Genomic DNA, 21426 nt, shown 5'->3' on the forward strand with positions numbered 1-21426 from the left:
GTCCTCGTGACGTCGGGGCGCTGCGCCTTTTTATGCTTCGATGGGAGTGCGCTCGAGGGCGAGCCTCGAGCCTCGCTAAGGGATATCAGTGCGCCCCCGCGAGGGGTATCCCTCAGACGCTTCAAGGACGTCCCTCAGCGCCCTGACTGATATCCCTCGCGCGCCTTCCCCCCTAGCCCCGCGTGCTGCTCGGACGGAGTGCTAAGCCCCTACAGGGGCGACCCCGGAAAAGCCCAGGGTGCGCGGCCCTGAAAGGGCGACCAAACCCTGGGTAGACCGCAAGTATAAGAAACACAGCCCTACAGGGGCGACCCTCCGAGCCGTCGTGGTGCCGTCGCCCTAGGATCTCGACTTCACGCTGGCTTGCGTTGCGGGTGTTCCCCGCGGGTGCTTGTGGCTCCCTTTGCCCTTACCTCAAGTATGGGTATGCGCGTCGCTTACCTTGAGGGCTAGCTCTCGGAATAGCGGCTGGTGCTAGCCTCGCGGCTAAGGGGGACGGCGCTGACCTTAGGCTTAGGATTCCGGGTGAACTCGGAGAGGAGGGGAGCGCGTGCGGGCGGGGAGTAGGGTGCTCGCTAGTCGGCTGAGCCTGCAGGCACAAGGCTCTGCGCAAGGTATTTGGTATTGTCCTCAAGAGGTTTTACCTTAGCAGTGGACGAAGCACATGGAGGAACAGCTTCGCCTCATCACTCTAAACGGTTTATAGTATATGAGAGTAGGACTATTCATCCCCTGCTACGTCAATGCTATCTACCCCCACGTAGGGATAGCGACCTACCAGCTACTGACAGCTCTAGGCCATGACGTAGTGTATCCGCTGAACCAGACCTGCTGTGGCCAGCCCATGGCCAATGCGGGCTATCAGTACCAAGCCAAGAACCTTGCGCGACGCTTCGAGGAGCTCTTTGAGGGCTTCGACGTCATCGTCGGCCCCTCGGCCAGCTGTGTCGCCTTCGTCAAGGAGAACTATGGCCATATCCTCGCCGGGGAGCACCGCTGCCAGACCCCTGGCCGCGTGCGCGACGTCATCGAGTTCCTGCACGATGACCTCAAGGTCAGCTCCCTGCCCAGCCGCTTCCCCTACCGCGTCAGCATCCACAACAGCTGCCACGGAGTACGCGAGCTCCACCTCTCTACGCCCAGTGAGCGTAACCTCCCCTACATGAACAAGATCCGCAACCTCCTGGAGCTCGTCGAGGGCATCGAGGTCGTCGAGCCCGAGCGTATCGATGAGTGCTGTGGCTTCGGGGGGATGTACGCCATCGAGGAGCCTGAGGTCAGTGCCTGCATGGGTCGGGACAAGGTCAAGGACCACATGAGTACGGGCGCTGCCTACATCACGGGTAGTGACAGCAGCTGCCTGATGCACATGCAGGGCGTCATTGACCGTGAGCACTATCCTATACAGACCATTCACGCCATCGAAATCCTAGCAGCCAACCTATGAGTACCTCACATGCAGCGGCAGCAGCCCGCTTTATCGAGAATATGGAGCGTACGAGCTGGCACAATCAGTCCCTATGGTTCGTACGGCAGAAGCGCGACCGCGTGAGCAAGCAGCTCCCCGAGTGGGAGGAGCTGCGCCAGCTGGCACACGACATCAAGCGCTACAACGTCACCCACCTAGATAGCCTGCTGGAGCGCTTCGAGGCCCAGGCCCAGGCCAACGGCGTCACGGTCCACTGGGCCGTAGATGCCGAGGAGCACAATCGTATCGTCCATGGCCTACTGGAGCAGCACGGTGTCAAGCGCCTAGTCAAGAGCAAGTCTATGCTCAGTGAGGAGTGTGAGCTGAACGCCTACCTCATGGCACGCGGCATCGACGTCATAGAGAGTGACCTCGGCGAGCGCATCCTCCAGCTGATGCACCAGCATCCTAGCCACATCGTCATGCCCGCGATTCATATCAAGCGCGAGGAGGTGGCTGAGCTCTTCGTCCGTGAGATGGGCACCGAGCCAGGCAATAGCGACCCGACCTACCTGACGCATGCGGCGCGTGCCAACCTGCGTCGCCACTTCCTCGAGGCCGATGCCGCGATGACGGGTGGTAACTTCGCCATCGCGGAGACAGGTGAGGTGGTCGTCTGCACCAACGAGGGCAACGCCGATATGGGCATGGCCTGCCAGAAGCTCAACATCTGCTCCTTCGGCATCGAGAAGGTCATCGAGAGCCTCGACCAGCTGGCCGTCTTCCAGCGTCTACTGGCTCGTAGTGCCACGGGACAGGCCTCTACGACCTACACCTCCTCCTTCCGCAAGCCGCAGGAGGGCGGGGAGCTGCACTTCGTCATCGTCGACAACGGGCGCTCGCAGATCATCGCCGACAAGGAGCACGACAAGCTGCTGAACTGTATCCGCTGCGGCGCCTGCATGAATACCTGCCCCGTCTACCGACGCTCGGGCGGCTACAGCTACAGCTACTTCATTCCTGGGCCCATCGGCATCAACCTCGGTATGGCGCACGACCCCGTGCGCTATGCGGGCAACGTCTCGGCCTGTACGCTCTGCCTCTCCTGCTCCAATGTCTGCCCTGTCAAGATCGACCTCGGCGAGCAGATCTACCGCTGGCGCCAGCAGCTCGACAAGCTGGGGCAGGCCAATAAGGAGAAGAAGCTGATGAGCTACGGCCTGAAGTTCCTGATGGAGCGCCCAGGGCTCTTCAACACCGCCCTACGCTGTGCGCCCGTCGCCAACCACCTCCCACGCTTCCTCCTCTATAATAAGCTCAACGCCTGGGGGCAGGCGCGCGAACTCCCGCACTTCGCCTCTCAGAGCTTCAACGACTGGTGGATCAAGACGCAAGTAAAGAAGAAGTAAGGCCTATGTCACACGCTAAGCAAGGCGTCCTGGAGAACATCCGACGCTATACCACCCATCGCGAGGCTCACCCCGACCTAGAGGGCTTCGCAGCGATTACCTACCCGGACCGCGTCCAGCAGTTCGAGCGCATCATGACGGAGGTCGGCGGACGCGTCGTCCTGCTGCAGCCTGGGGACGATCTGGCGGCCATCATCCGCGAGCTCTACCCCGAGGCCCAGCGCTTCATCAGCGACCTCGAGCTGCCCGGCCTCGGCAGCCTGCGTCCCAGTGAGGCAGGCGACCCGACGGCCATGAACGGTACGGATGTCACCATCGTCGAGACGCCTCTCGGCGTCTGTGAGAACGGCTGCTGCTGGGTCGAGCAGCGGGACGAGTGGCGGGCGGAGTTCTTCATCGCGGAGAACCTCGTCTTTGTCCTGAACCGCTCCGACCTTGTGGACAACATGCATCAGGCCATGCGCCGCGTGCGTCAGCTCAATCCTCAGAGCCCCTTCTCGGGCTTCATCAGCGGGCCCAGCAAGACCGCTGACATCGAGCAGGCCCTCGTCATGGGCGCTCACGGTGCCCGCGGGGTGACCGTCCTCCTCCGCTAGTCTGCAGCCCTCCCAAGAGGCGACAAAAGCCACGCGGGGCTCATCCATCGACTGATGGGTGAGCCCCGCGTGGCGTATCGGGCTACCGGAGGAAGGAGGTGGGAGAGGCCTCAGGAGAAGCGCTTAGGCCGCTCAGGACAGCCCCCTCGGGCTACTCGTCTGGAGGGCGCCGCTACCTTTGCGGGCGCTGGGGGGGTGCTCTTAAAAGGCCCTTAGAGCGGGAGGGGATCGGGTCGGAAGACCGCTTGGGTCGCGCTCGCACTAGGCGAGGAGGCGTACCAGGAGGTAGCCGCCACCGACGAGCCAGAGGTAGAGGCCGAGGGCCAGCAGGAAGGGTTTCACGCCCGACTGACGGAACTTTGCCAGCCGCGCCTCCATGCCTATGGCCGTCATGGCCATCGTCAGGACGAAGGTATCGGCCGTCTGTATCCAGCCCGTCACCATCCTATAGCTCTCCGTCCAGCCGCCTGCGCTGGAGAGGTGAGCTAGGAGGGAGTTGGCCAGCACCACGAGGATGAAGTAGCAGGCGAACCAGGGGATCTGCACCCGCCCCTTGCCCGAGGCACTGTCGTCAGCATGCCGCTCGCGCATCAGGAAGCTCAGCCCGAGGAGCACGGGAGCCAGCAGCAGGACGCGTATCATTTTGGTCAGGGTCGCTAGTGCCGCAATCTCGGGGCTCATCGCCGCCCCTGCCCCGACGACGTGCGCCACCTCGTGGACCGTGGCGCCCGTATAGATGCCGACGCCGCGCAGGCCTAGGGCCTCCAGCGCGCCCCAGCGGTAGAGCAGCGGGTAGACGAACATCGAGAGCGTCCCGAAGAGTACCACCGTACCCACTGCCACCACCGTGCTGTGCGAGCGTGCCCGTACTACGGGCTCCGTGGCGAGCACGGCTGCGGCGCCGCAGATGGCGCTCCCCGAGGCGATGAGGAGCCGCTCGCTCCGCTCCAGCCCTAGGGCACGGCCGAGGAGCTCCCCAAGGAGGAGCGTCCCCAGGACGATGATCGTGTCGATGAGGATGGCCTCGGGGCCGAGCTCGGTGAGTGCCTCCAGCGTCAGGCGGCAGCCGTAGAAGACGATCCCCGCGCGTAGCAGTTGCTTGCCTGCGATGCGGAAGGCGCCGTCCCAGCCCTCGGGCAGCTGCGGGCGCAGCGTATCGGCCAGCAGCATCCCCAGCACGACCCCCAGTACCATGGGACTGAGGCGTAGCTGCTGGGCCCAGCTACACTCGGCTAGCAGCGTGACGCTGAGGGCCAGCAGGGCGATGAGGCAGAGGCCAAGGGTGGTGCCGCGTGTCGTGGAGCTATCCATAGGGCGGGGCTACATGCGGGAGCGCAGCTCCTCAGCGCTGCGGCGGGCCTCCTTGCCCTTGACGGGCGCCCCGAAGTGGTAGCTGAGGCCGATCTTGAAGTCGTTGGGCATAGCCGAATTGACGACGCGCATCCCGTAGTCGGCATTGCTCAGACGTGTGACCACATCCTTGGCAAAGAGGTTGGAGAGCCCTGTGGTGAGACGGAGCTTGCCCTCCAGAAGGCTGTAGGAGAGCCCTAGCCCTCCGCTGAGGATGTGGCCGATCCGAAGCCCTGCGTCATACGTAGGCGAGCTGTAGTAGAGAGAGACCGTCCCCTGGAGCGTCTTGCTGCGGTTGAGGAAGAGCGTGTTGTTGATGTTGAAGTTGTAGCTGAGTCCCGTGCTGCCGTAGAGCTTGCGCCCCTCGTAGCGGGTGTACGAGTCTGTGTAGCTGACCTGCTGGCTAATGTAGCTCTGCAGGAAGCTCCAGCTGTTGAAGACGTAGCTCATATCCAGCGTCAGGCGTCTATCCTCTGCGGCATTGTCGTGCGTGTAGTAGGCCTGATTGGTCGCGGGGTCGAGGCGGACGACCTGGGCGATGCCATCCCAGAGGTAGCTCCCCGAGAGCTGGAGGTTCAACTTCCCGCCGAGGGTGTAGCCGAGGCTAAGGTTGGCCTGCTGTGCCGCACGGAGGTCCTCCTTGCCCTGCAGGGTGCTGTAGCGGTTCTCATACTTAGGGAAGGGCGAGAGCTGGCCGAAGTGAGGACGCTGCAGGCGTATGCTCCCGTTGAGGCTGAAGGCGTGGCGCTCGCTGGGCGTATAGCCGACGAAGACCGTGGGGAAGAGGTTGAGGTAGTCCCGCGTCTTGAGGCGGTGCTGCCCGTTGACCTGTCCATCGGTATGCGTGTACTCTAGGCGCAGCCCGCTGCGTAGACTCCACTGAGCCGAGAGGGGGCGTGCTATGTCGGCGTAGAGGGCGTAGATATGCTCGTCGAAGCGTAGCTGGTCGTGGCGCTCCCCGAGCGTGCTGCTGGCGGCGTAGTCATTGACGTTGCTCGTGCGCGTCCAGCTGCCCTTAGCCCCGAAGTTCAGCTGCATAGCCCCTAAGGGGTGGCTGTAGTCGATGCTGCTGATATAGGAGCGTGTCTGCTGATGGGTCTCGGAGTCGAAGCGGAAGTCCTGCCCGGGCAGGAGGGCCCCCGTACCGTCGTAGCTCTTGGAGTCAAAGTTGCGCTCCTCCCGGCTATCGAAGCCCACGTAGTCGACGTCCCAGCTGAGGCGGCGCCCAGCGTGTCCTGCGAAGTTCTTCTCCAGGTGCACGTTGGCCGAGGTATAGCCCGCGCGCTCGCGCTCATCGGCCGTCCCCGGCATGCGCAGCTGGAGCTGTCGCTCTCCTGAGGGGAGGGTCGTGTAGTCCTCGGTGAGGTTCTCTCGGCGGGGCTTCTCTATGCTGGGTGAGAAGGAGAGGCTGGCGCCAAGGCTCAGCTCAGGGCTCAGCTGGTAGTCGAGTGAGGCACGTAGTCCCGCCCACTGGCCTGTGATGTTGAACTTGCTCTCGCTGCTGGAGTAGAGCGGCCGCTGCGTGTAGCTGCGGTAGGTGGCGAAGCCGCCGACGCTGGTGAATTGGCCTGCGTTGAGTTGCAGGGAGGAGCTGATGCGACCCTTCTTATAGTTGAGCCCGGTGGAGGCAGAGTAGCCCCAATGCTCGTCTCGATACTTGAGGCTGGTGCTGATGTTCCCGCCGAAGAAGTCATTCTTGGCCTTCTTCAGCACGATGTTCAGCACGCCCGCATTGCCCTCGGCCTCGTACTTGGCAGGCGGTGTGGTGAGGATCTGCACCTCGCTGAGGTCGGCCTTGGAGTAGCTACGTAGGAGGTTGGCGAGCGCTGTCCCCGAGAGGCGGACGCGCTTGTCATTGATCAGGACGACGACCGAGCCCTTGCCGATGAGGCTGATGCCCTGGTCGGTGACGTTGACCCCAGGGGTCTCACGTAGGAGGTCTAGGGCGGTAGTCCCTGCGGGGGCGAGCTGCTCGGGGTCGAAGACCATGCGGTCGGCCTTGCGCTGCATGATGGGTCGCTTAGCGGCGATCTGCACCTCCCCGAGCTGCTTAGCGTCTTCACTGAGGAGGATCTTGCCTAGGTCGGTAGCGCTGGTGAGGGTGAGCTGTCGGTACCAGGTCTTGTAGCCTAGGGCACGTACCTCGAGGATGTAGCTGCCGTGGGGGGCCTCGAAGCGAAAGGAGCCGTCAGCCTTGCTCTGGGTGCCCGTCACGAGGGTGCTGTCCTTGGGACTACGGAGCAGCAGGCTGGCGAAGTCCACGGGGCGCTGCGTGCTCCCGCCGAGGAGCGTCCCCTTGATGGGGCTCTTGCTCGTCTGTGCCGCGAGGCTACCCGCAGTGGCGACGACGCAGATGAGGTTAGTTGTGATTCTCATAAGGTGCTGTTCTAATTAAGTGATACGCAAAGTTACTTATTTATCGAATACCATGTATCACCCGTCTCGCGGAGTGCCCGCCCACGGCTCACGCCGCTACCGAGGGCTGCGGCTCCACTGCGCTGCGGCTAGTCTCGAAGGGGGGCTCTGGCTAAGGGCTTAGGCCGCTGCGCCTCCCTAGGGCGCTCGCTCTGTGCCCCTCTTGCGGGCGCTCTGCTCCCTTAGCTGCAGCCTCTCGCCACGGCCTTGGCGGAGGCGACAGCAGGCTCGGATGGCCCTGCGAACTAAGGCGTGGCGTGCTGCCCCTTAGGGCTTGCCGCCGATTCTTATATTACTTTGCGGCAATTCTTATATTATATTCGGAGGAATATTATATAATATCTGGCTGAAAGTAATATAATATTTGCCGCATTCTTATATTACTTTTCCCGCTCCCCCTTATCCTTCCGCTCGCTCCCCCTTAGCTGGGAGCGCTGCACGTCCCTGCTTTGCCTCCCGCCCTGCCTGCCTCCTAGCCTTGCCTCACTTGCTTCCTTAGGGTACTCGTGGGAACGGGTGGGACTTGCCTGAGCCCCCTAGAAAGGCAGCGCCCCGCCTACTCGGGGGAGTAGACGGGGCCTTGAGGACGGAGTGCCCAGCTAAGGGGCGAGGAGCCGAAGCGTAAGGGAGCGTGCGGCTAGCGACGCCAGCGCTTACGCTGCCGCTCGTCCAGCTGCTGCTCGGCGGCACTGTGGGGCTGGGGCTCCCAGAGCTGCTGGCCTCGGAGCGCCTCGGGCAGGTACTGCTGCTCGAGGAAGTGCCCCGGGGCATTGTGCGGATAGCGGTAGTCGCTGCCGTAGCCGAGGTCCTTCATCAGCGAGGTCGAGGCGTTGCGCAGGTGCAGCGGTACGGGCTGATTGCCCGTCTGGCGCACCAGGGCGAGGGCGCGGTCTATGGCGAGGTAGGCGGAGTTGCTCTTCTCGCTGCAGGCTAGGTAAATGACGGTCTCGGCCAGCGGGATACGTCCCTCGGGCCAGCCGATGCGCTCGAGGCTGGCGGTGCAGGCCTCGGCCAGCAGCAGCGCATTGGGGTTCGCTAGGCCGATGTCTTCGGCTGCGGAGATCATCAGGCGGCGGGCGATGAAGCTCGGGTCTTCGCCCCCCTCGATGAGGCGTGCCAGCCAGTAGATGGCGGCGTCGGGGTCGCTGCCGCGTATGCTCTTGATCAGGGCCGAGGCGATGTCGTAGTGCAGCTCGCCGCCCTTGTCGAAGGCCAGCGGATTGGTCTGCACGAGGCTGGAGACGAGGGCGTCCGTCACCACCAGCGGATCGGCCGTGGAGGAGAGGGTGACGAGCTCGAGGATGTTGAGCGCGCGGCGGGCATCGCCGCCCGAGAGGTGCAGCAGGGCGGCCGTCTCCCTAAGCTCGATGTGCCGCGTACGTAGCTGCTCGTCCGTCGTGAGGGCATGCTCCAGGAGCCCCAGGAGCTCCTTGGCACCCAGCGGCTCGAGGGTGTAGACCTGGCAGCGCGAGAGCAGGGGGCGGATGACCTCGAAGCTGGGATTCTCCGTCGTGGCGCCGATGAGCGTCACCAGTCCCTGCTCGACGGCGCCCAGCAGCGAGTCCTGCTGGCTCTTGCTGAAGCGGTGGATCTCATCGATGAAGAGGATGGGACGGATGCTGCGGCCGAAGAGTCCCGCCTGCTCCCCTCCGATGCGCTCCAGCACCTCGCGTACCTCCTTGACGCCTGAGTGCACGGCGCTGAGGCTGTGGAAGCTGGTGTCGAGGCTGCGGGCGATGATCTCCGCCAGCGTCGTCTTGCCCACGCCTGGCGGCCCCCAGAAGATGAGCGAGGGCAGGCGCTGCTGCTCGATCATGCGTCTGAGGACGCCCTCGGGGCCCACGAGGTGGCGCTGACCGAAGTAGCCCTCTAGGCTCGTCGGGCGCATGCGCTCGGCCAGTGGCTTGAGTAGAGTCATAGGTGAGAGGAGGTTGGGCTAAGGGCTAGGGCAGCTGGCTGTAGCGCCTATGCCCGAGGAGATAATAGTGGAGGAGGAGGCTGTAGGGCTTCAGCGGCAGCGGGAGGTCGGTGCGCCGAGCGCGCATATTATTGCCTCGCGGCAGCTCGTAGTGCGGGCGTAGGATGAGGAAGCCCCGCCAGGCGCGCAGCACGGCCACTGCGTGGCGTCCTCGTCCCTGCAGGAGGTAGACGAGCGCTGCCACGGCGTCGAGGATGAGGCGCAGCAGGAGCACGAGGTAGAGGCGCGGCGTGGGGAGGTTCTTGTAGAGCATGAGGAGGTTGTTGCGGAAGTTGAGGAAGACCTTCCTCGGGCTCTCTGCCGAGAGGCTCCCGCCGCCGAGGTGATAGACGACGCCACTAGGGGCAAGGCGGATACGCCAGCCGCGGCTCACCATGCGCCAGCACAGGTCGATCTCCTCCTGATGGGCGAAGAAGCGCGTGTCCAGCCCCCCGAGCTCGAGGTACACACTGCGGCGCACGATGAGGCAGGCGCCCGAGGCCCAGAGCAGTTCGGCCGGCTCGTCGTACTGCCCTTCGTCTACCTCCACCGTGTCCAGGAGCCTGCCGCGGCAGAAGGGATAGCCGAGGGCGTCGATGTAGCCGCCTGCTGCGCCTGCGTACTCGAAGGCCTCGGGCGACCGCAGGGCACGGATCTTGGGCTGTACGGCGCCCAGCTCGGGCTCCGTCTCCAGCAGCTGGAGCGCTTCGTCCAGCCAGCCCGCGCTGAGGGCAGCGTCGCTATTGAGCAGCACGACGTAGGGGTGGTCGAGGGCGGCGATGGCACGGTTGTAGCCCTCTGCGAAGCCGTAGTTCTCCTCGAAGGCAAGGACCTTGACCTCGGGATAGGCGCTCTGGAGGAAGCTGAGGGACTCATCGGTCGAGCCGTTGTCGATGATGACGAGCTCGGCATAGTCTGGTGTGTGCGTGACCCAGGAGGGGGCGAAGTCCTCCAGCAGCTGTCGGCCGTTCCAGTTCAGCACCAGTACGCCGACCTTAGGGGTAGTAGCAGATGACATAGCTGTGGTATATCGTATAGGGGTAGTATGTAGTGTCTGTCTTCGCTGTCTCCCTCCTCCTCCCGTGCTGTGGCCTCGAGTGCGCTGCGCTAGCGTAGGTAGAGCCCCTGCTCGCCCTCCAGCAGCTGCTGGGGGGTGATGCACGAGAGCGTGCCTACAGCAGCTGCGTCGTAGGGCTGCGCCATACGTAGATAATACTCGCTGTGACCTAGCATGAGGCCCTCGTAGCAGCCCTGCTCCCAGATGACGCGCTGCGGGCGGCCGAGGTGGCGCTCATAGTAGCGGCGTAGCTTGGCCTCGGAGAGACGCATCAGGCGCTGGCTGCGCTTGTGCTTCTCCTGAGGGCTCACCGTGTACTGGATCTGTAGGGCGCTGGTGCCTGAGCGCTCGGAGTAGGAGAAGACATGCAGCTGGGAGAAGTCCAGTCCCTCGAGGAAGTGATAGCAGTCCTCGAAGTACTCGGGCCGCTCACCGCGCGTGCCGACGATGACGTCGATGCCGATGAAGGCCTCGGGCAGCACACGGCGTATATGCTCCACACGCTGGCGGAAGAGGGCGCTGTCGTAGCGGCGGCGCATCAGTCGCAGCACCTCGTCGCTGCCGCTCTGCAAGGGGATGTGGAAGTGGGGCGCTACGCGCTGGCTGGTGGCGCAGTAGTCGATGAGCTCATCGGTGAGGAGGTTGGGCTCGATGCTGCCTATACGTAGGCGGTCGAGGCCCTCGAGCTGGTCGAGGGCGCGCACCAGGTCGATGAAGCGCTCGCCCGTGCTGCGGCCGAAGTCCCCGATATTGACGCCCGTCAGCACGATCTCGCGTCCGCCCGAGGCGACGATACGCTCGGACTCCTCGACGAGCGAGGCGATGGAGCCATTGCGGCTACGGCCGCGCGCCTTGGGGATGGTGCAGTAGCTGCAGTGATAGTCGCAGCCGTCCTGCACCTTGAGGAAGTGGCGGGTACGCTCGTCGCTGGAGGAGCTGAGGTGGAAGCTGTGTATGTCTCGCGTGCGGCCGTGCACCAGGCGTGCCTCGGCCGAGGGGCGGCTGATAGCCTCGAGGTAGGGGGCGATGTCGAGCTTCTGCTCTGCGCCCACCACGAGCCCCACGCCGTCCATCTGAGCCACCTCCTCGGGGCTCAGCTGAGCATAGCATCCCGTGACGATGACGAAGGAGTCGGGGTGCTCGCGCCGAGCCTTGCGGATCATGTAGCGGCAGCGGCGGTCGGCCTGCTCGGTGACGGAGCAGGTGTTGATGACGCAGATGTCGGCACGCTCCCCAGGCCGTACGCTACGTATGCCCTCGGCCAGGAGCTGCCGCCCGATGGTGGAGGTCTCGGCGAAGTTCAGCTTGCAGCCTAGGGTATAGTAGGCTGCCTTCTTGTCCTCGAACTGTGTGCGGTCGGTCATCCTCGTTGCCAGCCCTTGCGTAGGTAGGGAAGTGCGGCCAGCAGCAGGGCGCTGCCCAGACCGCAGTAGAAGCCCGCGATAAAGCTATCGGGGGCCAGCCCCAGGCTGCGTATGCTTATGCCTAGGGCGATCATGAAGCCCATGATGAGCCAGGAGCGGGGACTGAAGCACTGCCACAGATAGGGGGCCTCGAGCGCAGCGACATAGTCTAGATTGCGCCGTGAGACGCGGGGGAAGATGAAGAGGCCGAAGAAGGCGAAGCTCGCCGCGAGCCACAGCAGGGGCAGCAGGAGGCTGCCCTCATAGCGCTGCCAGCTCAGGATGCCGAGGCGCACCACATTGGCCCCTGCGATGATCCACAAGAGGGCGGCCGTCCGGTAGGCGTGTCGGTGGCTAGGCTTCATCGGTCCATTCGATATTGATCGTCTCGAGGCTCAGATCTTCGTCGTCCTCGTCCTCCGTCTCGTCCGCACGTAGGGAGGACATCAGCTCCAGCACGCTGCGGTCTCTGTGAACCTCCGTCCCTCGAGGGGCTGCGGCTGTGCTCGTCTCCTCGTCCTGAGGCTGGGGGAGCTCCTGGCTCACGGCACTCAGCGCGGGGATAGCCTCGGCGAGGGCCTGCTCTCCAGAGAGGCTGAGGATGGTCTCGGCAAGGGCGCGGGTGAGCTTGGCAAAGTCCTCCTCGTAGACGAAGATACGGTGCCGCTCGGGCTTGGCCTCGCCCTCCTTGAGCTTGGTCTCGGAGAGTACGATGTACTTATTGCCCTTGCTGTCGAGCTTAGCGTCTATGTAGTAGTAGCGTGTGCCGGCCTTGATGCGCTGCGAGGAGACAAGTGTTGCCTTGCCCCAATCCTTCTCTTGACTCATTATCGTGATCTATCGTATTCGTTCCTTACGAAGGTACGCAATCTCCCTCTGACTATCAAACGGCTAGCGCCCCACGGGGCCGAAGGCAAAGCGCCTAGTGGCCTCACGCACCTATCCTTAGCCTAGGACGAGGGGGATGGAGGGCGCTCGGCTGCCTGCAGGGATAGGGGTGGGGCTGCTGAGGGATATCCCTCAGCTCCCTGAGGGACGGCAGTGAGCGCGCTGATGGGCATCAGTCAGCTCCTGGACTGATATTCCTCAGAGGCGCTCGGTGGGAGCCGTGGCGCGTCGGCTCAGCGGGGATACCCTTCGGCTCCTATACCTCTATATATAGGGCACGAGCGGCCTACAGAGGATGCAGACCGCTCGTGAGGGCTCTTGTGAGCCGAGGGGGAGGAGGCTCGCCTAGATGGAGGCTTCGACCGCCCAGACGAAGGCGCGGAGGCCCTGAGCGGGCGTCTCCTCGTCCATGGCCTTGAGGCGCTCCAAGAGGGTGGGCACCTTGTCAGCGGGCACGATGACCAAGAGGGACGAATTGAGCGTAGGCCAGGCGTGCGAGCCGAGGTGGGGGTCGCCCGTGGCGCTGCCGCGTCCCTGGGTGACCTCCCAGTAGGTATAGCCGCGTAGGCTGAGCTTGCCGAGGAGCTCTATGATCTCCTCGTGGTAGGCCTGATTGTAGGAGATGAATACACTTTTCATATCAGTAGGCTAGGGGCTAGATGCGTCGGCGCTTCAGACGGCGTGCCTCGAGGGCCGCGTAGAGCGTGGGGATGAGTACGAGGGTGACGAGGGTCGAGATGGAGAGCCCCCAGGCGACGGTGATCCCCATGGCCTGCCACATCTCCGAGCCCTCACCGATGCCGAGCGCCATGGGGAGCATCCCCAGGACGGTGGTCATCGTGGTCATGAGCACGGGGCGGAGGCGGGACTTACCCGAGGTGACGACCGCTCGCGAGATGATCATACCGCGCTCGCGGCACAGGCGTATGTAGTCGATGAGCACGATCCCGTTCTTCACCACGATGCCGATGAGCATGATCATACCGATGAAGGTCATCGTATCCATAGGCACTTGCGTCACTAGGAGGCCGATGAAGACCCCCGTAAAGGCGAAGGGTATAGAGAACATGATGACGAAGGGGTCGACGAGGCTCTCGAACTGTGCCGCCATGACGATGAAGACCAGCAGCACGATCAGGGCCATCAGCACTCCGAGGTCGCCGAAGGTCTCCTGCTGGCTCTCGTAGGCCCCCGTGAGCTTGTAGCTCATGCCCTCGGGCAGGGGGTGGGCGGCGAGGAGCTGCTGGGCGTCGGCTACGACCTCACTGAGCTGTGAGCCTGGGGCGGCATTGACCGTCAGCGAGACGTAGCGCGAGCGGTCCTTGCGCTCGATGGTCGGTGGGGTGAAGGACTCGTCGAGGCGGCCGAGCTCGGAGAGGCGTACGGCCTTGCCCTGCGGCGTATAGACGAGGATGTTCATCAGGTCCTGTACGCTCTGGCGTGCCTCGGGGGCGAGGCTCACGCGGATATCGTACTCGCTGCCCTCCTCACGGAAGTAGGAGCTGACCGTCCCATTGACCGCGCTGCGCAGATAGCTGGAGGCAGTGGCGAGATTGAGCCCCTGCTCGGCGAGCTTGGTGCGGTCGAAGACGAAGCGCAGCTCAGGCGTATAGTCCTTGCGGCTGATGGTGATGCCCGAGACGCTAGCCTTGTCCTTGAGCTGCTCGCTGAGGAGGCGGGCGTAGCTGTCCGAGCGCTGGAAGTCCTGCCCGTAGAGCTCGATGACGAGGCCCGAGCTGGAGTTGGGGTTGCCGTCGCCGCTGGAGACCTTGTAGGAGGTTACCTCGGGCGTCTTGGCGAAGAGCTCTCGGAGCCCCGCAGCGACCTCATCCTGCGTCATGCTGCGCTCCTTCTGTGGGCGCAGGCCGATGAACATGGAGGCGACGTTGGAGCCGTTCTCCTGCGTCGAGGCGTAGGTATTGCTGGCGTCGGCCTGCCCTACAGACATGGAGATCGTCTGTATGGCGGGAAAGGTCTGGCGCATACGTGCCTCGAGGTCGAGGGCGAACTGGCGTGTCTCCTCCACACGCGTGCCGACGGGTAGCTCCACCGAGGCGTCGATGAAGCCCACGTCCTGCTTCGGCATGAAGGAGCTCTTGATGAACTGCAGCCCGAGGAGGCTCAGGGCGAAGATCCCTAGGGCGGAGAGGATCGTCGAGCGGCGGTGGCGTACCGTCCAGCCCAGCAGGCGAGCGTAGAGGAGGTCGAGCTTCCCAAGGAAGGATTCGATGGGGGCGAAGAAGCGCGTCAGTACCTTACCGCGGCTCACGCCCTTGCGCAGCAGCTGCGAGGAGAGCATGGGCGTCAGGCTCAGCGCCGCTGCCGTCGAGACGATCATCACGATACTGATGCTCCAGCCCAGCTGGCGGAACATCACCCCAGCATCCCCTGGCGTCATCGTCAGCGGGAGAAAGACGGCGAGCATCGTCAGCGTCGAGGCGATGACCGAGATCCCTACCTCGTTCGTCCCATGGATGGCAGCCTGCCGAGGGGCGCTGCCGCGCTCGATGTGGGTCGTCACATTCTCCAGCACCACGATGGCATCATCCACGACCATACCTATGGCGATGGAGAGCGAGGAGAGTGAGATAACGTTGAGCGAATTGCCTGAGACGAGCAGGTAGATGAAGGAGGCGACGAGCGATATAGGGATCGTCAGCACGATGATGAAGGTGGCTCGCCAGCGTCCGAGGAAGATGAAGACCACCAGCATCACGATGACGAAGGTGATGTAGATCGTCTCCTGGAGCGAGTTGATCGTATTGACGATGAAGGACGAGGTGTCGATCAGGTAGTCGAGCTTGACGTCTGAGGGCAGCGACTGCTGGATCTGGGGCAGCATGCGACGTACCTGCTCGGAGATCTTCACCGAGTTGGAGCCCGCCTGCTTGCTGATCATGACCATCGCCCCGGTCATACCATTGATATAGTTCTCCTGCTGGCGCTCGGCGACGGTATCCTTGACGGTGGCTACATCGGAGAGGCGTACGTCCTTACCGCCGACACTAGCGACGATGATGCTCGAGAGCTGTGCGGGATCGGTAAACTCACCCTGCACTCGGAGGCTATTCGTACGGGATCCGAGGTCGATCTGCCCTGCGGGGATATTGGTGTTCTCGGCCCCGATGATCTGTGCGATCTGCTGGGTCGTCAGGTGGTAGGCCTCGAGCTTGGAGGGGTCGCAGTAGACCTGGATGACGCGCTTGGTGGCGCCGAGGACGCTTACCGAGCCTACGCCGTCGATGCGCTGCAGCGGGTTGGTGACCTTGTCCTCGAGGATCTTGGCCAGCGCTGGGGCACTCTCCTTGGACTGCACGGAGAGCATAGCCACGGGGATGCTGGCGTTGTCGAACTTGAAGATCGTCGGCTTCTTGGCCCCCGTGGGAAGCAGCTCGGAGGTGGCGTCGAGCTTATCGCGGATGTCGTTGGTGGCCTCTGCGATGGGCGTCCCGGCGCGGAACTGCATGGTGATGATGGACGAGTTCTCCTGGCTCTTGGAGCTGATGTGCTTGAGCTTGTCGATCCCGTTGAGACTGTTCTCGAGCACCTTCGTGACGTTGGACTCGATGTCCTCTGCGCTGGCGCCCGGGTAGGCGGTGATGATCATCACGGTCGTGGTGTCCGTGTTGGGCATCAGCTCGATGGCCAGTCGCGTCAGGGCGAAGAGCCCGAGGATAGCGATGGCTACGTAGATGAGCGCCGTGGTGATCGGCTTCTTGACCGAGGTTTCGTAGATACTCATAGGGGCTACTTAGCTAGCTTGACAGCGGTGCCGTTCTTCAGGCGCGAGGGGGCGGAGATAATCAGCTGCTCGCCGGGCTCGATGCCTCGGAGCACCTCGTAGCGGCCGTCCTGCAGCTCGCCCAGCTCGACCTCGCGGTAGACGGCCTTGCCCTCCTTGAGGACGTAGACGTAGCGGATGCCACTACCTGCCTGGCGTACGATGGCCTTGTCCGAGATGGTCAGGGCCTGGCGCGTGCCGAAGTCCAGACTTAGGCGAGCGTACATCCCAGGGCGTAGGCGCTGATCCTTATTGGGTACCTCGATCTCGACGCCGACGGTGTGCGTCGTGGCGTCGACGGTGGGGTAAACCTTGGTGATGCGGCCGCTGAAGGACTGCGTGCCGAGGGCCTCGACGCTCAGACTGGCCTCGAGGCCGGGCTTGAGGCGGGTGTAGTACTGCTCGGAGACGTTGACGACGACCTTGAGCGGGCTTACCTGCTGGATGACGAGGATGGGCTGTGCGGGCGAGGTGACGTCGCCGTTGTCGTAGTTCTTAGCGGTGACGAAGCCCGAGATGGGGCTACGCAGCAGGGTGTTCTCCGAGGCGTTGCCGTAGCTCAGCTTAGCCTGCTCGAGGGCGCTCTTGGCCTGCTCCCACTGGGCCTTGGAGATACCGCCGACCTTGTAGAGCTCGTCCATGCGGGCGAAGTTGGTCTTAGCATCCGCCAGCTGGATCTGTGCGGCGGAGGCCTGCGTGGCTTCCATGCGGGCGACGACCTGCCCAGCGGCGACGCGGTCTCCTACGGCGACGAGGATCTGTTTGACACGTCCGCCAGCCTGCGCGGTGATGTTATTGAGCGTCTTGGCCTCGAGCTGCGCCGTGTACTGCTGGCGGCTGTCGAGCTCGGTAAGGCGTGCTGCGTCGACCGTGACGACCTGGGTGCTATCGGTGCTCTGAGCCGTCTCTTGCTTCGAGGAGCTCGAGCTGCTGCAGGCGGTGCTAAGGCTGAGGGAGGCTGCTGAGAGGAGCAGCAGGAGCGAAGTCTGTGGCTTCATATTCTGAGTCTATATTAGGGTGCGGACTAGGGGAGCTGGTCGAGGCCCTGCAGCTCATCGAGGCTGAAGACCGAGATCATATACTGGTGGATGGCTTGGCTGAGGGCAAGGCGCGCCTGCAGGAGGGCTAGCTCGGCGTCATTGAGCTCCAGCAGGGTGCTGGCCCCGCTGCTGTAGCGTACGCGGGCGATCTCATGGCCGCGGCTGGCACTGGCGACGGCATCACGTGCGGCGACGAAGGTCGCTAGGGCATTGCGCTGCTCGGTGCGTGCGTTCTCCAGCCCCAGCTCGAGCTGCCGCTGGGTGGCTAGGCGCTGCAGCTGTAGCTGCTGGATCTGCACGCGGCTGGCACGTAGGTCATTGTAGCGCGCTCCCCCATTGTACAGCGGTACGTTGAGGCTGAGGCCGAGGGTGGAGAAGGGACTCCAGCGCTTGCTATTGTCCAGGCGTAGCTGGTCGGCAGCGTAGTTGTACTGGTAGGTGAAGCTTAGGGAGAGGGTGGGGAGGAAGGCGGCCTTCTTCACCTTGAACGCGGCCTCGAGCTGGCGCTGCTGTAGGCCGAGGCTTCGGAGGTCGCTGTTACGCTCGAGGCTGAGGGTGGTGGCAGCGTGCTCTCCCGACTCGGGCAGCAGGCCGAAGATCTGCTCCTCGTAGGCGGGCAGCGCCTCACCGAGGCTGATGCTATCACTGAGGGGGAGCCCCATGACGACCTTGAGCTTGGCCTCCGCCAGGCGCTCGGTGTTGCGCGCCGATAGGAGCTGAGGCAGGAGATTCTTGAGCTGCGTCTCCATGCGGATCTTGTCGTACTCGGCCACGAGCCCGTGCTCGTACTTCTGGGTGATCTGCTGGTAGTTCTGCTGCGTGTTGTCGTAGCTGCTCTGTAGGGTGCGTGCGGACTCGCGTGCCAGCAGTACCCCGAGGTAGGCCTTACGCACCTCGCTGATGAGGGCCACGCGGGAGCCGCGGGCCTTCTCCTCGGCCAGCTCTACGGCTCGCTGGTCGAGCTGGAGGGAGGCCCAGAGCTGGGGGGCGATGAGGGGCATCCCTGCGTTGATGCCGCCCTGCAGGCTGTGGCGCTCACCCATCTCGATGCCGTCGCCCCCGAAGAGATTGCCGAAGGGAGAGGGAGCGCCGCCAGGCATGGCGCCGCCGCTATCGCCGCCGCCGAAGTAGACCTTCTGCTTCTTGAGCATGAGGCTATAGGAGCCCGAGAGGTTGATCTCGGGCAGGAGCTTGCCTCGATTCTTGCGCTGGTCGAGCTCGGCACCCTTGACGCCGAGCTCGCTGGCGGCGAGGGCGGGGTTGAGCCTAAGGGCGCTGTCTACCGCCCCGCGTAGGGTGAGCGGTGGGCGGCTCGGCTGAGACTGCTGTCCTGCCGCCTTAGAGCCGCTGAGGGTGAGAAGCCCGAGGAGGGCGTAGCCCAGGGTACGGGCTATGTTTGTTTGTTGCATTGCTGTCTTGACGCTAGTGTACACGTGCACCTACTCTTAACAAGGAGAAGTATAAAAAGTTCACGTCCGTACTATCTTCCTCGTGCTTAGGGCTCCTCCGTCCTTCGCTTGGAACGGGTTCGTACTAGGTTTTTGTGCTATTATTCCTTGGGAATGAGTGTGCTAGCTCCTTGCTCTGCGGATGGCTTCTCTTTGCTTGGGGCGGGCTGAGCGGCAGGCCTCATAAGCCTGGCTTCAAGGGCTCGCGGCGCTCGGCCTTGGCCCTGGGCTCGCTGAAGGATATCCGTCAGCTCCCTGAGGGACGTCCGTCACGCGGCTGAAGGATAGCAGTCGGCGCGCCGATGGATATCAGTGAGGGAGGCTGGGGGATAAGGCTCGGGAGGCTCGGGGACTGAAGGGCCTAGCCTAAGGCGCCGCCCCCAGCGGCGCTAGCGCCTAGATCGGAATACTTTTGTATCTTTGTGACCCAAAGTATTGTAGCAATAAACAACACTCAATAATACGGTAAGAACAGATAATGGCAGTATTAGACAAGATCCGGAGTCACTCCGTGCTGCTCGTGGTCGTGATCGGGGTAGCACTCGCTGGCTTCGTGATCGGAGACCTCTTCACCAGTGGACGCACCTTTTGGGACAAGAGCGAGCGCGTAGCCCTCTCCATCGACGGCAAGGACATCTCCATTGAGGAGTACAGCGCCCGCCTCGAGCAGCTACAGCAGCAGGCTGAGCGTCAGGGACAGAAGATGGGCGACGAGCAGCGTATGATGCTCAATAATCAGCTCGCGCAGCAGTATATATCGGAGTACGCGCTGACCAAGATCGCCGACAAGGCTGGCGTACAGGTCACCGACGACGAGCTCTATGCACTGCTCACCGGTAAGGGGATCTCACCCTCGCCGCTGGCTGTCCAGTTCTTCGGCTCGGCCGATGAGAAGCAGATCAACGAGTTCATCCGCCAGCTCTCCGACAAGCAGATAGCCGCTGCTCCCGCAGACCAGCGTGACCAGCTCAAGAGCCTGCAGCAGCAGTTCATCGCCCTGCAGCAGCAGGTGCGCGTACAGCGTCTGCAGGAGAAGATCGGTACGCTGCTCTCGCGTAGCTTCAAGATCAACGACCTCGACCGCGAGCTCGCCCTCGGGGGCGCCTCTCGCAGCGTAGCACTGGTACGTAGCGCGGCGAGCATGATCACCGACGCCGCTGCCAAGCCCAGCGATGAGGAGGTACAGAAGTACTACGACGGGCACAAGGACTTCTTCCGTATGCAGAGCCCCATGGCTGAGGTCAGCTACATCAGCGTGCAGGTCGTGCCCTCGCAGGCCGACTACCAGGCAGCTGCCGAGGAGAAGGCTAAGGCCGTAGCTGAGCTGCGCGCCGCCAGCACCGTCCCCGCCGTCGAGTCTGCCCTGCGTGCCTACGCCTCGTCCAATAAGTTCTTCGATAAGAGCTACCTCACTGGTGAGGAGCTCGACCAGCTCGGCCTCGGTGCCGATCAGGTAGCCTTCGTCAAGAGTGCTGCCGTAGGTGAGGTCAGCGATCCTCAGCTCGTCAACGACCGCTATGACATCGTCAAGCTCGTAGGCAAGAAGGCCGCCCCCTCGGCCCTCGGCCTGCGTATGATCGTCCTGAGCGACAGCGTCAAGGGGCGTGCCGATAGCCTCGTGGCTCAGCTCGGCTCGGGCGCTAGCTTCGCCGACCTAGCGCGCAAGTACAGCCTCGACCAGCAGTCGGCAGCTCAGGGCGGGCTCATCACGATGCCCAACCGCATGGGCCTGGTCGATAGCACCTTCTCCGAATTCACCCTCAGCCAGCTCGGCGCTCAGTCGGGTCTTGCTCTGGATACTCTCTACAAGGTGCCCGTCGGTACGGTCGTCCGCCTCGGTCAGGCTCCTATGACCATCCTGCTGCGCGCTGAGAACGCTCAGCCCGCGGTCGAGAAGTACCAGCTGGCCTACGTCTCCCTGGAGGCTACCTTCTCTCCCGAGACCTACAATGCCAAGTACGCGGCGATGAACAAGATCCTCGGTGCAGGCGGTGGCTTCGACGCCATGGCCCAGCGCGCACAGAAGGAAGGCTTCAGCGTCACTCGTGGGGTAGCCGTCGAGACGGGTTCGCCCATGCTCGGCCAGATCCCCAGCTCGCGCCCCATCGTCACCTGGGCCCTCGGTGCCAAGGATGGTGAGGTGAGCCCCAAGCTCTACACCTGCGGTACGGACTACCTCGTGATCCCCGCCGTCGGCAAGCACACGCCTGCAGGCTTCGCTCCCCTCTCCGTCGTCAAGGAGCAGATCGTAGCTAAGCTGATGAGCGAGAAGAAGGCCCAGCAGCTCGTCAAGCAGCTCGAGGCCAAGAAGCTCAGCACGCTGGAGGCCTACGCCGAGGCGATGCAGAGCAAGGTCGACACCCTCGTGGACGTCAACTATATCGTACGCGGCAGCGAGCCCGCAGCCTTCAACGGCTATGCGATGACCACTGCCCTGGGCAAGCTCTCCAAGCCCTTTGCAGGCTCCAACAGCGAAGTCTTCGTCCTGCAGCCCATCAGCGCCACGCCCGTAGACAAGGCAGCTTCGGCCGCCGCTCTCAAGCAGCAGGAGCTCGGCCAGGCTCGTCAGTACAGCTATCAGGCCTTCGCGGACTTCATCCAGCGCCTCAAGATCAAGGATAATCGCGCCCGCTTCTACTAGATCTGGGAGCGAACCTATAGGCGCCTAGCTAGT

15 protein-coding genes are annotated in these 21426 nt (G+C 63.4%); 4 read left to right on the top strand and 11 right to left on the bottom strand.

What is annotated here, in order from left to right:
- Window positions 1-709 precede the first annotated feature (709 nt).
- Genes Q0248_RS06950 through Q0248_RS06960 form a run of 3 tightly spaced genes read left to right on the top strand, consistent with a single transcriptional unit; the run spans window position 710 to window position 3413 of the window.
- Window positions 710-1447, top strand: a complete 738-nt coding sequence (locus tag Q0248_RS06950) for a (Fe-S)-binding protein (protein WP_299321006.1) — start codon at window positions 710-712, stop codon at window positions 1445-1447.
- Window positions 1444-2817, top strand: a complete 1374-nt coding sequence (locus Q0248_RS06955) for an LUD domain-containing protein (RefSeq protein WP_299321007.1) — start codon at window positions 1444-1446, stop codon at window positions 2815-2817. Before Q0248_RS06950 ends, Q0248_RS06955 begins: the two co-directional genes overlap by 4 nt.
- A 5-nt stretch (window positions 2818-2822) precedes the next feature.
- Window positions 2823-3413: an LUD domain-containing protein gene (locus Q0248_RS06960; protein WP_211788802.1), complete on the top strand. Its 591-nt coding sequence runs from the start codon at window positions 2823-2825 to the stop codon at window positions 3411-3413.
- A gap of 261 nt (window positions 3414-3674) precedes the next feature.
- Here the strand turns inward: Q0248_RS06960 and Q0248_RS06965 are convergent, their stop codons facing one another.
- The 11 genes from Q0248_RS06965 to Q0248_RS07015 form a co-directional block, all read right to left on the bottom strand.
- Entirely contained in the window at window positions 3675-4724 is a 1050-nt protein-coding gene (locus tag Q0248_RS06965) for a putative sulfate exporter family transporter (RefSeq protein WP_299321010.1), read from the bottom strand.
- A gap of 9 nt (window positions 4725-4733) precedes the next feature.
- Window positions 4734-7139 carry an outer membrane beta-barrel family protein gene (locus Q0248_RS06970; protein ID WP_299321011.1) on the bottom strand — a complete coding sequence of 802 codons (2406 nt, stop codon included), beginning with the start codon at window positions 7137-7139 and terminating at the stop codon, window positions 4734-4736.
- 676 nt (window positions 7140-7815) lie between these two features.
- Window positions 7816-9096 carry a replication-associated recombination protein A gene (locus tag Q0248_RS06975; protein ID WP_299321013.1) on the bottom strand — a complete coding sequence of 427 codons (1281 nt, stop codon included), beginning with the start codon at window positions 9094-9096 and terminating at the stop codon, window positions 7816-7818.
- Between the two features lie 25 nt (window positions 9097-9121).
- The gene (locus tag Q0248_RS06980; protein ID WP_299321014.1) at window positions 9122-10153 is read right to left on the bottom strand and encodes a glycosyltransferase family 2 protein; all 1032 of its coding nucleotides are present in this window, start codon (window positions 10151-10153) and stop codon (window positions 9122-9124) included.
- A gap of 89 nt (window positions 10154-10242) precedes the next feature.
- On the bottom strand, window positions 10243-11556 hold the full coding sequence (gene mtaB / locus Q0248_RS06985; RefSeq protein WP_299321016.1) for a tRNA (N(6)-L-threonylcarbamoyladenosine(37)-C(2))-methylthiotransferase MtaB: 1314 nt from the start codon (window positions 11554-11556) through the stop codon (window positions 10243-10245).
- Complete coding sequence (locus Q0248_RS06990) at window positions 11553-11960, bottom strand: hypothetical protein (RefSeq protein ID WP_299321017.1); 408 nt, start codon at window positions 11958-11960, stop codon at window positions 11553-11555. Before Q0248_RS06990 ends, mtaB begins: the two co-directional genes overlap by 4 nt.
- Window positions 11950-12423 carry a DUF3276 family protein gene (locus tag Q0248_RS06995; protein WP_299321019.1) on the bottom strand — a complete coding sequence of 158 codons (474 nt, stop codon included), beginning with the start codon at window positions 12421-12423 and terminating at the stop codon, window positions 11950-11952. Before Q0248_RS06995 ends, Q0248_RS06990 begins: the two co-directional genes overlap by 11 nt.
- A gap of 405 nt (window positions 12424-12828) precedes the next feature.
- Complete coding sequence (locus Q0248_RS07000) at window positions 12829-13122, bottom strand: PG0541 family transporter-associated protein (RefSeq protein WP_299321020.1); 294 nt, start codon at window positions 13120-13122, stop codon at window positions 12829-12831.
- Between the two features lie 16 nt (window positions 13123-13138).
- Complete coding sequence (locus tag Q0248_RS07005; protein ID WP_299321022.1) at window positions 13139-16225, bottom strand: efflux RND transporter permease subunit; 3087 nt, start codon at window positions 16223-16225, stop codon at window positions 13139-13141.
- 5 nt (window positions 16226-16230) lie between these two features.
- Window positions 16231-17262, bottom strand: coding sequence for an efflux RND transporter periplasmic adaptor subunit (locus Q0248_RS07010; protein WP_299321023.1), 1032 nt, complete (start codon window positions 17260-17262; stop codon window positions 16231-16233).
- Between the two features lie 26 nt (window positions 17263-17288).
- Window positions 17289-18713, bottom strand: a complete 1425-nt coding sequence (locus Q0248_RS07015) for a TolC family protein (RefSeq protein ID WP_299321025.1) — start codon at window positions 18711-18713, stop codon at window positions 17289-17291.
- 517 nt (window positions 18714-19230) lie between these two features.
- Between Q0248_RS07015 and Q0248_RS07020 the strand changes: the two genes are divergently transcribed.
- Window positions 19231-21393 (top strand): peptidylprolyl isomerase, encoded by a 2163-nt coding sequence (locus tag Q0248_RS07020; RefSeq protein ID WP_299321026.1) that lies wholly within the window; start codon window positions 19231-19233, stop codon window positions 21391-21393.
- Window positions 21394-21426: the final 33 nt, after the last annotated feature.

Origin of the sequence: uncultured Porphyromonas sp. (genome assembly GCF_938046015.1) — a bacterium.
Taxonomy (GTDB): Bacteria; Bacteroidota; Bacteroidia; order Bacteroidales; family Porphyromonadaceae; genus Porphyromonas.

Bases quoted from the DNA above. Each gene is read 5' to 3' on its own strand.
- Q0248_RS06950 (WP_299321006.1), top strand. From the start codon at position 710: ATGAGAGTAGGACTATTCATCCCCTGCTACGTCAATGCTATCTACCCC.
- Q0248_RS06955 (WP_299321007.1), top strand. From the start codon at position 1,444: ATGAGTACCTCACATGCAGCGGCAGCAGCCCGCTTTATCGAGAATATG.
- Q0248_RS06960 (WP_211788802.1), top strand. From the start codon at position 2,823: ATGTCACACGCTAAGCAAGGCGTCCTGGAGAACATCCGACGCTATACC.
- Q0248_RS06965 (WP_299321010.1), bottom strand. From the start codon at position 4,724: ATGGATAGCTCCACGACACGCGGCACCACCCTTGGCCTCTGCCTCATC.
- Q0248_RS06970 (WP_299321011.1), bottom strand. From the start codon at position 7,139: ATGAGAATCACAACTAACCTCATCTGCGTCGTCGCCACTGCGGGTAGC.
- Q0248_RS06975 (WP_299321013.1), bottom strand. From the start codon at position 9,096: ATGACTCTACTCAAGCCACTGGCCGAGCGCATGCGCCCGACGAGCCTA.
- Q0248_RS06980 (WP_299321014.1), bottom strand. From the start codon at position 10,153: ATGTCATCTGCTACTACCCCTAAGGTCGGCGTACTGGTGCTGAACTGG.
- mtaB (WP_299321016.1), bottom strand. From the start codon at position 11,556: ATGACCGACCGCACACAGTTCGAGGACAAGAAGGCAGCCTACTATACC.
- Q0248_RS06990 (WP_299321017.1), bottom strand. From the start codon at position 11,960: ATGAAGCCTAGCCACCGACACGCCTACCGGACGGCCGCCCTCTTGTGG.
- Q0248_RS06995 (WP_299321019.1), bottom strand. From the start codon at position 12,423: ATGAGTCAAGAGAAGGATTGGGGCAAGGCAACACTTGTCTCCTCGCAG.
- Q0248_RS07000 (WP_299321020.1), bottom strand. From the start codon at position 13,122: ATGAAAAGTGTATTCATCTCCTACAATCAGGCCTACCACGAGGAGATC.
- Q0248_RS07005 (WP_299321022.1), bottom strand. From the start codon at position 16,225: ATGAGTATCTACGAAACCTCGGTCAAGAAGCCGATCACCACGGCGCTC.
- Q0248_RS07010 (WP_299321023.1), bottom strand. From the start codon at position 17,262: ATGAAGCCACAGACTTCGCTCCTGCTGCTCCTCTCAGCAGCCTCCCTC.
- Q0248_RS07015 (WP_299321025.1), bottom strand. From the start codon at position 18,713: ATGCAACAAACAAACATAGCCCGTACCCTGGGCTACGCCCTCCTCGGG.
- Q0248_RS07020 (WP_299321026.1), top strand. From the start codon at position 19,231: ATGGCAGTATTAGACAAGATCCGGAGTCACTCCGTGCTGCTCGTGGTC.